The organism is Peribacillus sp. NPDC097895 (genome assembly GCF_050277555.1).
In the GTDB taxonomy this organism is placed as follows: Bacteria; Bacillota; Bacilli; order Bacillales; family DSM-1321; genus Peribacillus.
On sequence record NZ_JBNNSH010000001.1, the window covers coordinates 478,244 to 491,325 of the forward strand.

14 protein-coding genes are annotated in these 13,082 nt (G+C 40.9%); 13 read left to right on the forward strand and 1 reads right to left on the reverse strand.

The genetic code is table 11. From position 1 onward, the window contains the following. The 10 genes from phnH (at position 1) to ACQKMH_RS02270 (ending at position 9,001) form a co-directional block, all read left to right on the forward strand. Positions 1-618, forward strand: a complete 618-nt coding sequence (gene phnH, locus ACQKMH_RS02225; RefSeq protein ID WP_427585880.1) for a phosphonate C-P lyase system protein PhnH — start codon at positions 1-3, stop codon at positions 616-618. After that, a complete protein-coding gene (locus ACQKMH_RS02230) occupies positions 600-1,736 on the forward strand; it encodes a carbon-phosphorus lyase complex subunit PhnI (RefSeq protein WP_427585881.1) in 1,137 nt (378 codons plus the stop codon). The genes phnH and ACQKMH_RS02230 overlap by 19 nt, the downstream gene beginning before the upstream one ends. Next, complete coding sequence (locus ACQKMH_RS02235; RefSeq protein ID WP_427585882.1) at positions 1,729-2,583, forward strand: alpha-D-ribose 1-methylphosphonate 5-phosphate C-P-lyase PhnJ; 855 nt, start codon at positions 1,729-1,731, stop codon at positions 2,581-2,583. The genes ACQKMH_RS02230 and ACQKMH_RS02235 overlap by 8 nt, the downstream gene beginning before the upstream one ends. After that, complete coding sequence (locus ACQKMH_RS02240; RefSeq protein ID WP_427585883.1) at positions 2,584-3,429, forward strand: ATP-binding cassette domain-containing protein; 846 nt, start codon at positions 2,584-2,586, stop codon at positions 3,427-3,429. Positions 3,430-3,460: 31 nt separating this feature from the next. Further along, positions 3,461-4,639, forward strand: a complete 1,179-nt coding sequence (phnM, locus tag ACQKMH_RS02245; protein ID WP_427585884.1) for a phosphonate metabolism protein PhnM — start codon at positions 3,461-3,463, stop codon at positions 4,637-4,639. A gap of 22 nt (positions 4,640-4,661) precedes the next feature. Further along, positions 4,662-5,375: a phosphonate C-P lyase system protein PhnL gene (locus ACQKMH_RS02250; RefSeq protein ID WP_427585885.1), complete on the forward strand. Its 714-nt coding sequence runs from the start codon at positions 4,662-4,664 to the stop codon at positions 5,373-5,375. Positions 5,376-5,503: 128 nt separating this feature from the next. Continuing rightward, positions 5,504-6,538, forward strand: a complete 1,035-nt coding sequence (gene phnD, locus ACQKMH_RS02255) for a phosphate/phosphite/phosphonate ABC transporter substrate-binding protein (RefSeq protein WP_427585886.1) — start codon at positions 5,504-5,506, stop codon at positions 6,536-6,538. Between the two features lie 27 nt (positions 6,539-6,565). Next, a complete protein-coding gene (gene phnC / locus ACQKMH_RS02260) occupies positions 6,566-7,354 on the forward strand; it encodes a phosphonate ABC transporter ATP-binding protein (RefSeq protein WP_427585888.1) in 789 nt (262 codons plus the stop codon). Further along, positions 7,344-8,129 carry a PhnE/PtxC family ABC transporter permease gene (locus ACQKMH_RS02265; protein WP_427585889.1) on the forward strand — a complete coding sequence of 262 codons (786 nt, stop codon included), beginning with the start codon at positions 7,344-7,346 and terminating at the stop codon, positions 8,127-8,129. Before phnC ends, ACQKMH_RS02265 begins: the two co-directional genes overlap by 11 nt. Before the next feature lie 59 nt (positions 8,130-8,188). Then, positions 8,189-9,001, forward strand: a complete 813-nt coding sequence (locus ACQKMH_RS02270) for a PhnE/PtxC family ABC transporter permease (RefSeq protein ID WP_427587486.1) — start codon at positions 8,189-8,191, stop codon at positions 8,999-9,001. A 226-nt stretch (positions 9,002-9,227) separates the two neighbouring features. Here the strand turns inward: ACQKMH_RS02270 and ACQKMH_RS02275 are convergent, their stop codons facing one another. Then, positions 9,228-9,731 (reverse strand): DinB family protein, encoded by a 504-nt coding sequence (locus tag ACQKMH_RS02275; RefSeq protein WP_427585890.1) that lies wholly within the window; start codon positions 9,729-9,731, stop codon positions 9,228-9,230. A 770-nt stretch (positions 9,732-10,501) separates the two neighbouring features. On the opposite strand from ACQKMH_RS02275, the gene ACQKMH_RS02280 reads away from it, so the two are divergent. The 3 genes from ACQKMH_RS02280 to ACQKMH_RS02290 all read left to right on the forward strand — a co-directional run bounded on the left by ACQKMH_RS02280 (position 10,502) and on the right by ACQKMH_RS02290 (position 13,055). After that, positions 10,502-11,170, forward strand: a complete 669-nt coding sequence (locus ACQKMH_RS02280) for a YdeI/OmpD-associated family protein (RefSeq protein WP_427585891.1) — start codon at positions 10,502-10,504, stop codon at positions 11,168-11,170. 116 nt (positions 11,171-11,286) lie between these two features. Next, positions 11,287-12,297 (forward strand): permease, encoded by a 1,011-nt coding sequence (locus ACQKMH_RS02285; protein WP_427585892.1) that lies wholly within the window; start codon positions 11,287-11,289, stop codon positions 12,295-12,297. Then, complete coding sequence (locus tag ACQKMH_RS02290; RefSeq protein ID WP_427585893.1) at positions 12,297-13,055, forward strand: TIGR03943 family putative permease subunit; 759 nt, start codon at positions 12,297-12,299, stop codon at positions 13,053-13,055. Before ACQKMH_RS02285 ends, ACQKMH_RS02290 begins: the two co-directional genes overlap by 1 nt. Positions 13,056-13,082: the final 27 nt, after the last annotated feature.

A 13,082-nucleotide genomic window follows, 5' to 3' on the forward strand; every position in this document is an offset into this window, starting at 1 on the left:
ATGAATTTGGATGTAGTTCATGATATACAAACTGTTTATAGAAAGCTTGTAACGGCGACTTCAAGACCTGGAACTTTAGTGGTTTTGGAGAGGGAAGCCAAGACTTTGGATGTTCAAATGGAATGCTTATCTTCTACTATCCTGCTTGCACGCACAGTACTTGACCCTGAAGTGACTTTCAAGGTCATTGCAAAGGAGGGGGAGGCAGTGTCAAAAAGGATTAATCAGCTTACATATTCAAAGCCTGTCGAATTGCCGGAAGCAGATTTCATCTTCATTTTACATGATGCTTCCGAAGAGCAACTGAAGGAAGCTTTGAATCATGCAAAGGTAGGTAATCTGTTGAACCCTCATGAATCGGCAATGATTATTTTAGAAGTACCAGATGTAACAAAAGGGGACTCCATAATCCTTTCAGGACCAGGAATTCAACAGGAATCAATTATAACACTCCCGAATGTTACCTCTTGGCTGGGTGCAAGGAACGAAAGAAACAGAGAATTCCCGTTAGGAATCGATATGTATTTTGTGGATCAACAAGATCGTTTAATAGCTTTACCGAGAACGACTCAAATCAAAGAAAATGGGGGTGAGATTATATGGGATATGTTGCAGTAAAGGGCGGAACAAAGGCGATTGAGGAATCCATCAAACGCTTAAAGTATGAACGGGTCAAAAAAGGGACGGCTATAGAGCTGCATAAGATAGAAGCTGGGATGAGAGGGTTGATTGATCAGGTTATGTCAGAAAGCAGTTTGTATGATCAATCACTGGCTGCACTTGCCATCAAACAGGCTGAAGGCAATCCGGAAGAAGCTGTTTTCCTTTTAAGGGCCTATCGATCTACTTTGCCGCGAAAACATGTTTCACGAGTGATCAGTTCTGAAAATATGAAAGTGGAACGGCGGATATCAGCTAGTTTTAAGGATGTACCTGGCGGTCAGATTTTAGGTGCTACGACCGATTATACGCATCGGTTACTAGATTCGGAGTTGGAAAAAGAATCGGATATAAGCATTCAAGATTGGTTACGAGCTTTTCAGGAAGAGAATCATTCAATGGAATATCAGAGCCATATGGGTGATTTAAACCATTTGCCTAAAGTTTTGGACTACTTAAGAAGTGAAGGCTTATTAGCAAGCTGTGAAAACAATGATTTGCAGCCTGGGGATGTTACAAGGAAAAGTCTAGAGTTTCCTTCAATGCGGAGTGAACGCCTGCAAATTTTAACAAGAGGCCAAACCGGTGCAGTGACATCACTTGCTTATGCAGTCATTCGTGGATATGGTGCACTGCATCCGACAGTAGGGGAGCTACGCGTAGGCCAGCTGCCTGTCCATCTCGATCACCCACTGCTGGACGAAGGGCAAGAGGAAGATAGCTATTATATTGGAGACTTCACAGCAACGGAGGTAGAGATGCTCATTCCGCTTACGGTAGAGAAAGACCAAGGCAAAAAAGAAATAGAGTTTGAAGTGGGTTATGGCATGTGCATGGGACAAAATGAAACAAAGGCAATCGCCATGGGCATCTTGGATAATTGCCTGGAAAAACCAAACAAAGAGTTTCCAAGTCACAACGAGGAATTCGTCCTTTATCATATAGATTCAGTGGAATCAACGGGTTTTATCTCCCATTTAAAGATGCCTCATTATGTTACGTTCCAATCCAAGCTTGATAGCATTCGGAAGTCGAAAGATAGGACTACAGAGCAGGAGGTTGGATTGCATGAATAATACCTATAATTTCGCATTCTTTGATGAAGGGTCGAAACGGGAAATTAGAAGGGCAACACTGAAGGCGATTGCCATTCCCGGTTATCAAGTCCCATTCGCTTCAAGGGAAATGCCGATTGGACGTGGTTGGGGAACGGGCGGACTGCAGTTGACATTGTCATTGATCGGAAAGGATGACGTCCTTAAGGTGATCGACCAAGGCTCGGATGAATCCGTTAATGCCGTTAACATTAAAAAACTCGTATCTGATACCACTGGGGTAAGGACAACGGAAAGCACAGCAGATGCCTCTTTAATCCAGTCTAGACACAGGGTGCCGGAAGTGCCGCTACAACGAGACCAAATTTTAATTCTTCAAGTTCCGTTACCAGAACCTTTAAGGAATTTTGAACCGAGCGAACATGAAACGAAAAAGCTGCATGCTGAGAGAGAGTATAGCGGAGCATGGCTGATGTTATTTGAACAAATTATGAAATACGGAATAATGGCGACGGATGCAGACCATCCGGTAATGGTGCACGACAGGTATGTCATGGCACCAAGTCCGATACCAAGATTCGATAATGCCAAGCTAGACGATAGTGAAGCACTCATTTTGTTAGGTGCAGGTAGGGAGAAAAAGGTATATGCATTACCTCCATATACAAATGTATCATCTTTAGCATTTGATGATTATGAATTTGAAATAGAGTCCTTTACAAATCATGCTTGCATTCTATGCGGTTCCAATGATGTGTTTTTGGATGAACTTGTTGATGGGGAATCAGGGGAAACGTATTTCCAATGCAATGATACAAGCAATTGCCTTGAAATGGTCAATCAAAAACAAACATCGGGAGTGAAATAAATGTCTGTGCTTGAGGTACCTGTATTATCAGTTAAACAGCTGAACAAACAGTATGGAAACGGATGTTCAACATGCAAATATATGAAATTAGGAAAAGTGACGAAAAACTATTGTCACGAATGCGGGACGGTATATGCCTGTAGAGATGTGACGTTCGATTTGCATCACGGTGAAGTTCTCGGAATTGTAGGGGAAAGCGGCAGTGGCAAATCCACTTTAATGAAAAGTTTGTATTTTGACGAAGAAGTAACCGACGGAGAAATGTATGTGGCTGGCTTTGAGGATGGAAAAAAGAATTTATTCATGGAGTCTGCCCAGAAAAAAAGATTCGTTCGAAACCACCTAATGGGGAAGGTTTATCAAAACCCTATTCTAGGATTGAAAATGAATTTCTCCTCGATAGGCAATATTGCTGAGAAGTTAATTTCAGCTGGGAACAGACATGTTGGCAGCATGGAAACAAGAGGGGCCAAGCTTCTTGAAGCAGTCAATATTCCCATTCATCGAATGAAAGAGGAACCAAGGAATTTCTCAGGCGGAATGCAGCAACGGGTCCAGATAGCCAAAGCATTGTCCAACAATCCACCGATACTGCTTTTGGATGAGGTCACCACAGGTTTAGATTTATCCGTTCAAGCAAGTGTATTGGATTTAATTAAAGGCCTCCAAAGAGATTTGAATATTAGCATTGTATTGGTATCCCATGATTTAGGCGTAATCCGAATGCTTGCAGACCGTACGCTCGTTATGCTGGAGGGTAAAGTAATCGAGCAAGGTTTAACAGATCAAATACTCGAAGATCCACAGCATCCTTACACCCAGCAATTAGTACACTCGCTGCTGTAAAAGAAACTAAAGGAAAATGGGGGAAGAGACATTGTTGCTAATTAAAAATGGAAAAATAATAACGGAAGACTCGATATTGATGGACCATGATCTCTTAATTAAGGATGATAGAATTAGCCGGATTGCACCTGTGGGAGAAATCGAAACTAGTCCTGAGATGGAGGTGCTGGACGCTTTGGGGGGATATGTTACACCTGGTTTTATTGATCTCCATTCGGATTATATTGAACATATGACTGCGCCGCGCCCCACTTCTTTAATGAATTTTCATTTGAGCTTAAGAGAAACGGAAAAGGAACTGATTACGCACGGGATTACGACTATGTTTCACTCTCTATCGCTCTATAAATCTACAGAATATGCATATAAGCCAATTCGGGAGCCTGAGAATGTAAGAAAGCTTATTGACTTAATTGATCAAACACATAAGATGAAGCACCTGGTCCGTCATCGGTTTCATGCCCGTTATGAAATCGATAATCTGGAGGATATTGATAGTTTAAAAGAATATGTTTCGGAAAAGAAGGTGCATCTGGTCTCATTCATGGACCACACTCCAGGACAAGGGCAGTATCGGCATCTAGAGATTTATCGAAACACTTTAAGAGGATATAACGATTATAGTGATGAAGCCATTGATGTGATGATCCGGACTCATCAAGTGAAAGAAAAGCTGACGATTGAAAGAATGAAGGAAATTGCACTGCTTGCAAGAGAAAACAATATTGCCGTCGCCTCACATGATGATGATTCAATAGAGAAGCTTGAATTGGTTCAAAGTTTTGGAACGAGTATAAGTGAATTTCCAATCACACTTGAGATTGCCCGTAAGGCCCATGATATGGGGATGTATACCATAGCCGGTGCACCAAATGTGCTTTTGGGAGGTTCTCACAGCGGGAACTTAAGTGCCTCTGAAGCCATTCAAGATGGATGCATAGACATATTATGCAGTGATTATTACCCTGCAGCCCTGCTCCATTCAATGTTTGAATTAGTTGAAAACCATGGGATGGACCTTGTCGATATGCTTAAGCTAGTTACGATTAATCCCGCAAAGGCAGTCAAGATGGAAGACGAAATTGGATCGATTCACGAAGGGAAAAAGGCTGACATACTTATTATTGAAAAAATTTCTGGTGATTTCCCTGTCATAACAACTGTGATCGTAGATGGGAAGTTGATTCAAAAAACGAATTACAGGATATAAATTTTAGAAAGTGGGTGGCAAAGTGGAGAACATATTGGAGATCGAAGATTTATCCAAGTCTTTTATTTTACATAATCAACGCAAGAATATCCATGCGGTTAGCAACATTACGATCCGAGTGAAAAAAGGAGAATTCATCGGCATAACAGGCAAGAGTGGCAGCGGAAAATCAACGATCTTAAAATCGATTTATGGTACCTATCGGGTTCAAGAAGGAGACATCTGGTATGAATCTTCCCATTATGGTGCGATTAATCTAGCAAAAGCTACTGAAAGGGAAATGATTTCCCTGCGTAAGCATGAGATAGGCTATGTGTCCCAATTTTTAAATGTCATGCCAAGAACGACAGCAAGGCAGCTCGTTACAGGGGCCATCCTTGAAATGGGACAAACCAGGGAAATGGCCAATATCGAAACAGAAAAAATCCTCGACCACTTTGAAATAGGAAAAGAGCTATGGGACAGTTACCCTGCTACCTTTTCAGGAGGAGAGAAGCTAAGGTTAAATATAGCAAGAGCAATGGTGAAAAGGCCGAGGCTCCTCCTGTTGGATGAACCGACAGCAAGTTTGGATCACGATTCTAAAGCGAAGGTGAAAACCCTGCTGGAACAGCTAATGAAAGAAGGAACGACCATGCTGGGCATTTTTCATGACTTGGAGTTCATGAATCGGTTAGTAACTAAAGAATACAGCATACAGAATGGATGTTTTACCCAAGCTATTCAAAAAATTTAACGATGGATTCACACAAATTTTACTGAATATTCAGCCTCCTTAACGGCAGGTTAGTATTGTACCGGTATTGTTATATGGGAAGTGACCGAAATAAGAAAAGATCTTTTAAACTGGAGGGGAGATTTAACGTGAAAAAATCGATGATGTCCATATTGATGTTAGTTATTTTGCTGGTGTTTACAGGCTGTTCTTCTAGTAGTTCAACAGGTGCAAATGAAGATGATACATTAACCATAGCATGGCTGCCAAATGAGTCCGGGGAAGATTTAGGGGAAGCCCGCGATGAAATCGGGAAGATCTTAGAGGATGCCACAGGAAAGAAAGTCGAACATAAGACCACTACGGATTATAACATTGCAATCGAGGCAATTGCTAATGGAAACGCAGATTTAGCTTTCCTGGGGGCACAAGGCTATATTGAAGCAAACAACAAAAACGATAAGGTTCAACCTCTAGTTGTTTCAAGCGGTGAATCAGGTACGTTGGATGATGCAGTCTATAATAGCTGGTTGGCTGTTCAAAATGCAGATGACTTTAAAAGTAACGGCGAATACAAGATAGACGGTATCCAAGGGAAAAAGTTCTCCTTCGTATCAAATAGCTCTACATCTGGCTTCAAAGTACCTTCCACAGGAATCGTTGATTATTTTTCGCAGCAAGATAAGTTTAAGGAATTAAAGGCCGAGGATTTATTGGAAGGCGGCAAAGATAAATTCTTCAGTGAAGTGCTTTATGGAGGTTCACACCAAGGATCCGCTGTAAATCTTTTAACCGGGAAAGCGGAAGTGGCAGCTTTTTGTGACACATGTGTCAATAATTATGTGGAGCTGGCTGAGGGGGAAGAGAATAAGGCAGGTGCCGTGTATAAGGTAAAGAAGGATGCAGCTGAACCCTTCAACACAGTTGTAGATAAGACATTCTCACTCATTTCAGTGACTCCAGTTTTGAATGCACCTTTTGTTGTTAATACCGAATTAGTCAGTGAGGACACTCGTGAAAAAATTCTTGAAACGATGATGTCTGATGAAATGGCAAATAACGAGAACGTTTTTGTACCAGAAGAATCTAAGTCATCAGGTCTTTTTAAACGGGTGAGTGGAAAAGAAAGATTGGTGGAAGTTGAGGATGACTGGTTCAATCCAATTCGGGAATTGTCTAAATAAAGGCAGTAAAATGTAGGAGGATCATACATGAAAACATTATTGGAAGTGAAAAATGTCTCAAAACATTTTGGAAATGGTACAAAGGCGTTATCCAATATTGACTTCACGGTGAAAGAAGGGGAATTCGTTTCGATCATAGGGCCATCTGGAGCAGGGAAATCAACTCTACTTCGATGCATCAATAGGATGATCGATGCCTCTAGCGGAGAAATCATTTTTGATAATGATCATGTATACAATGTAAATAAAAGGGAGTTAAAGAAAGTACGCAGGAAAATAGGGATGGTTTTTCAGCATTACAATCTTGTAAATCGGCTAAGTGTGATTGAAAATACCCTGCATGGACGATTAGGCTATAAATCTACACTGGCAGGAATCCTTGGCCTTTATAGTGAAGAGGAGAAACTTCAGGCTGCAAAGGTTCTCCAAATTCTCGGTCTGGAAGATCAAATCTATAAAAGGTCCGATCAGTTGAGCGGAGGCCAGAAACAGCGGGTGGGCATTGCGCGGGCGCTTATCCAAAATCCTAAATTGCTATTGTGCGATGAACCGATTGCCTCTCTTGACCCGAATTCTTCCAAAGTGATCATGGATCATTTAAGGAATATCTGCACTTCCATGGGAATCACAGTAGTAGTCAACCTGCATCAAGTCGATGTTGCCCTGAAATATTCGGATCGAATCATCGGTGTGAATGGTGGCAAGGTTGTTTTCAATGGTACAACTCAAAATATAACCTCAAATGATATCCATCAGATTTATGGATCAGATGAAGGAAAGTTGATTTTTGATTTGGGAGGTTCCCATGTCGGCTGATGTTTTTGCAAAAAAGAGAAGAAATTCACTTGTATTGTTTTTGCTTATTGGGGCTGCGACGGCTGTTTCCATTATCATTACAGAATTCAGCATCGCAAAAGGGGTTACCTCCGTTCCTAAGGCCATACAATGGTCGTTATCGAATTTTTATCCAACACAGGATTCGCTTACCAAACTGCCAGACATTTTGATAAAGCTGAAAGAAACACTATTAATATCCGTTGCTGCAACGACAATCGCGGGAATATTGGCTTTTGTATTTGCAATATTGGGCTCCAATACGACAAGAGTGAATGCTTTTTTCGGGGGTTTTAGCCGTGGGATAGCAGTTTTATTTAGGAATATTGATGTCTCAATATGGGCGTTGGTTCTGTTATTTTCATTTGGACAAAGTTCTTTGACCGGTTATTTTGCCTTGTTTTTCGGATCTTTCGGTTTTTTAACAAGAGCTTTCATCGAAACGATTGATGAAGTGAGCTGCAGTTCCGTAGAAGCTTTGCAGACAACCGGCGCAAGTTATCTAACCGTCATTGCGCAGTCTGTTATTCCTTCAACAATTCCGCAAATGATCAGCTGGGTACTTTTTATGATTGAAACGAATATCAGGAATGCAACATTGGTCGGACTGCTTACAGGATCGGGAATTGGCTTTACGTTTAATCTGTATTATAAAAACTTAAGTTATGACATTGCCAGTCTTGTCGTCATTACGATCATCATTTCGATATTAAGTATTGAATTGATCTCAAATTATGTGAGGAGGGTGATTTTATAATGCAGGCAGAGGGTCCAATCAAACCATTTCCTTCTCCTACTGGCCAGGAGTTAGATAAAATGCTACTTGAACGACTATCCAAAAAGCCCTTCTCTAAATCTTCAATCGCGATTAGGTTGAGTGTGCTGGTACTTGCAGTTTTGACTATTTATGCATTTGCCAGTTTTGATTATAAGGATGTTAAACTGTGGGATGCGCTATTATTGACCGTCGACAATTTGAAGACCATGTTTATTGAGCCGCATCTAAAGCACTTTACTTTTACTCAAGCGCTTTATCAGGTGTCGATTACATTAGGTCTAGCTTTCTTAACGACACTATTTGGTGCAATCATTGCGCTGATGTTGGGACTTTTAGCGGCTGAAAATATCTCGTCCAAACCATTATCGGTTATCATAAAAGGATCGGTTGCCCTGATTAGAGCCGTTCCTACCGTGTTATGGGTCCTCATTTTTGCAGTCGCAGCAGGGTTGGGCAGTGTAGCAGCAGTTATAGGGATGACGTTCCACTCCATAAGTTACCTTGTAAAGGCCTACTCGGAATCTTTCGAAGAAATTGATAAAGGTGCTATAGAAGCCCTGCAAGCAAGCGGTGCGAACTGGTGGCAAATCGTGTTCCAAGTCATCATTCCATCTTCGATCACCTATATCATTTCATGGACATTCATGCGCTTTGAAATCAATTTTGCAGTGGCGGTCGCAATGGGCGCAGCGGCTGGCGCAGGAGGAATCGGCTTCGATATGTTCATGGCAAGTGGATTTTACTTTGACTTGAGTGAAATTGGCGCAATCACTTATTTTATCCTGATAATTGCAATCTGTCTTGAAATCTTCGCAACACAGATCAAAAGGAAACTGAAAGTATCATCTTGATAGATAAATAGGGTTTCTGCCTATCTATCCATTTGATTTTTCGAACACTCTATGCAGGCCCATGACAGTTGCGTTCGATTCCATAGTATACATGAAAGAAGACCACAAAATGAAGTGGTCTCTTTATTTGTTTGAAAATCGATAGGTATGACTAACAAAGCGTACGCTCCATTTAGCTTGGCGCCGCTGATTACGAATAATTATGGCCGATATTGTCATTGTAGGCTTAAATAAGGGCGGCCTTTATTTCTTGTATTTGTTTGACATGCCTTTGTTCATGTAAGGATAATAATTCAATCCATTGATCCAAAGAGAGGTCCCCGAATAGCGGATGCTTGGCCTTCTTTCTATTTAAGACGGTATCTGTATCCATATCATAAAGAACCTGTAATAATCGATCCCTTGATTCTCCCAGTAAATCCATGAGGTTCGATAATTGAAATGGGTTTGGAGAGGGTGAAATGATATCAGGGGATGTGAATTTCCTTGTTCTATCAGTAACGAAGTAAATGTTTTTTTGAATGATATTATGAAAATCCCTTTCTCGAAGGCCATGAGCTATCGCTTCAGTAAATAGCTGTTCCGTGAGATATAAGTGATGACAAATTTGGGCGATATTCCATACTTCAGGCACAGGCCTATGGTGCAGCATATTTTCATCCAAATCCGTGATTTCCTCTATTAATTGGTTTCTTGATGCAAATAGCAAATCATACTCGATAAAATTCATGTGAACTCCCCCATTTGTGACACCCCAAAGCATCACTGATTTTTTGATATAGGAAAAATAAAGGGATATGGGACTGCATGACGAATGCATAAAAAACTAAGAATATGGTGAATTATTTAAAAACACTTTCAACCGATCTGGAGAACAAATGGATTCATGATTTCGATTCATTGCTGGGATATGTGTGATTCATGATTGTAGGGGTGCGACATCATGTTTGTAAGGAAGGCTTCTATTGAGTGAGAGTGTTTAGAGATACCTCGAAAAGGTTTGTTTCATGGGTAAGAACAGGATTCAAGGATCGGCTCTTCTGCTTGTTAGTGGAAGAAATAGATCTGAAGTCAGGTCTATATTTCCAGGGATTTGGTTTTTCTTGAGCAGCGATACCCTATCATGCTATGCATATAACTTAGGTTTATGCATGTAATTGATGCATTACTTGGTTACCAAAAATCATGAATGGTAATATAAGCTGAGTCAAAAAAAGAGCAGGCAGGAGTTTCTTCTTTTCATAACAATCTACCATATAAGTTTATCATAAAAAATAGGGATGTTTTTAATTAAAAGTAACTTCTTACCTGAAAAGCGAAGGGTTAAAAAATTTATATGCTTACAGCTGAGGAAATTTTAATTGTATGCCATGTAATAAAAAAGACGGAGGGTTTACTCTTTGTCTTTTTTTTGCTTTTTATATAGGATAGACTATCAAAAGAAAAGTTGCGTACCAAATGGAAAACTTTTAAACTGGACGAAATGGACGGGTGATTGCGATGGCGAAAACAATAGTCGAAAAACTGAATTTACATAAATATAAACGGGTGGCAGTCTTGGACATACCAGCCGGGGCGGATTATTTAGCGGAGCTGCCGGAATACGATACAGAGCTTACAGAAGGTGCTTATGATCTTATATTTGCCTTTGTATTGGATATGGACTCTTTAAAAAGATTCGTGAATAAGGTGATAGAGAAAAATCATTTGAGTAAAAACGGTTATATGTATTTGGCATATCCCAAGAAGGGGAATAAGGAATATGCTACATATATTCATCGTGATGATTTGATGCATGGCCTTGGTGCGGATGAAAACGGTTATGTTGGCCCAAGTGACATAAAGTTTGCACGTATGGTTGGATTGGATGGTGTCTTTACCGTAGTCGGGTTAAAAGAAGATTCGAAAAATAGAAACCGTCCATCTACCAAAGCAAGCCAATCAGTAGATGATTATATCGAAATGATTCAGGAGATTGAGAAAGATTTGCAGGATTCTCCAGATTTACTTGCGTTCTATCAATCACTTACACCAGGTTATCGTAAAGATTGGGCTCGATACGTTTATAGTGCAAAACAAGTGGCGACCCAAGTAAAGCGGCGCCAGGAAATGAAAATGATTCTAGGAGAGGGTTACAAGACTCGGGATCTATATCGAAGAAATAAGTAGGGGGGATTGTCTTCCATTCTTCTTCTGTTTTTTGTCATGTTCATCCTATCAAAAGCATATACTAGACCGAATCAAAACTTAAATCGTAATAATTATGATTTGCGAGGTGGTTGAACATGCTTTTGAAACGATACACGGTCAATTTGCTGTTATGGACGCTGTTGTTTTTACTGCTGGCATTCTTTTTTCTTGGCGATGTGTTTATGCCAAAAGCAATTGATTTCTCGGGATACCCGGTGCTTCATTCAGTGTGCGTCGTGTTTTTAGGGTTGTTTTTAGAATCGATTCCATTCCTGTTCCTCGGTGCCATTGCATCTTCGTTCATTCAGCTGTTCATCAGTGAGGAAATCATTCAGCGGATGATACCCAAAAGCCCCCTGGCGGCCATTTTTGCTGCAATAGGGGCGGCGTTGATCATTCCAGTTTGCGAATGTGCCATCATCCCGGTCGTGAGGAGGTTAATTCAAAAGGGTGTTCCGGTACATGCAGGTGTTGTCTTGCTCGTAACGGCCCCAATATTGAATGTCATAGTGTTCGGCTCAACTTATTATGCGTTTCAAAATAATCCGTCCATTCTATACGGGAGAATCATTCTCTGTGTCCTAACGGCCGTGATCGTAGGTTTATTCATTTATATATTCAGCAATAAAGATGTGGTCAAAGAGGAGAAGATAGTACCAGTTCATGATCATCACCACGATATTCCCTCTAGTAAGTGGACAAGCTTCATCGTTCATACCTCACAGGAATTTTTTATGGTAGGCAGATATTTTATCATCGGTGCCTTGTTTGCCAGCCTATTTCAAGTGCTTATGGATCGAACAGCAATGGCCGATATAGGGCAGGCGCCGATAAAGGGGACAGCGTTGATGATGGGAATTGCCTTTGTGCTTTCGCTCTGTTCGTCAGCTGATGCATTTGTTGCCGCTTCCTTTTCCCATAGTTTTCTGCCAGGTTCCATACTTGGTTTCCTTGTATTTGGACCCATGCTGGATTTGAAAAATGTTCTGATCATGATGTCCTGCTTTAAACGGAGCTTTGTCATCACATATGTCTTGCTTGTTTTCGCCGTTGTCTTTAGCCTATGCCTGATTGCTGGCGGATTGATCAGTAAGGGGGGAGTGTGATGAAACGATATTTTATCCAAAAACTTGAGGGCTTGCTGCTGCTTGGATTGGGTCTCATGATTTTTAAATTGTATGTTTCTGGTCATTTAACGAAATTGATTGCACCTAAAATGGTTCCCTATGCATTGGCAGCGCTTTTTGCATTTTTAGTCATCAGTCTACTCCGTCTGAAAAAACAAAAACACGGAGCACATCATTGTGATTGCGAATCGAGTGGAGAGTCTTCATCGTTGGTCCTGAAATATAGTTTGTTTTTTGTCCCGATTCTTCTGGGCTTCATCCTGACTGACTTTACATTAAGCGGGGAAGTGCTGGAAAATAGAGGGATGGCGAAGCAGCAGGCACAGAAGGTAAGTTCGTATGATTCAGGGAAACATGCGAATGAGGAGAAAATCTCCGTAACGGATGATAATTATTTTGAAGTACTGGATGATTTACTGAATAACCTCGATTCGATCGAGGGGAAGGAGATAGAGCTTTCGGGATTCATATATCGTGAGGATACATTTACGAAAAAACAAATGGCCATCTCCCGCCTCTCCATGTCCTGCTGTGTAGTGGATGCAACGTTATACGGATATATGGTCAACGGAAATGTGGAAGGGATGAAGACGAATGATTGGTACACCATTACTGGTACTTTAAAAAAAGGAAGCTATAAAGGTGAACCCGTACCGGTGATCGACTTGAAAGAGTCCAAGAAAATAAAGGCACCGGAAGAAGCTTATTTATATGAGAATGTGCAAATCATCCAGTAGTATTGGAAAACCCGGGAAAAGGATGCT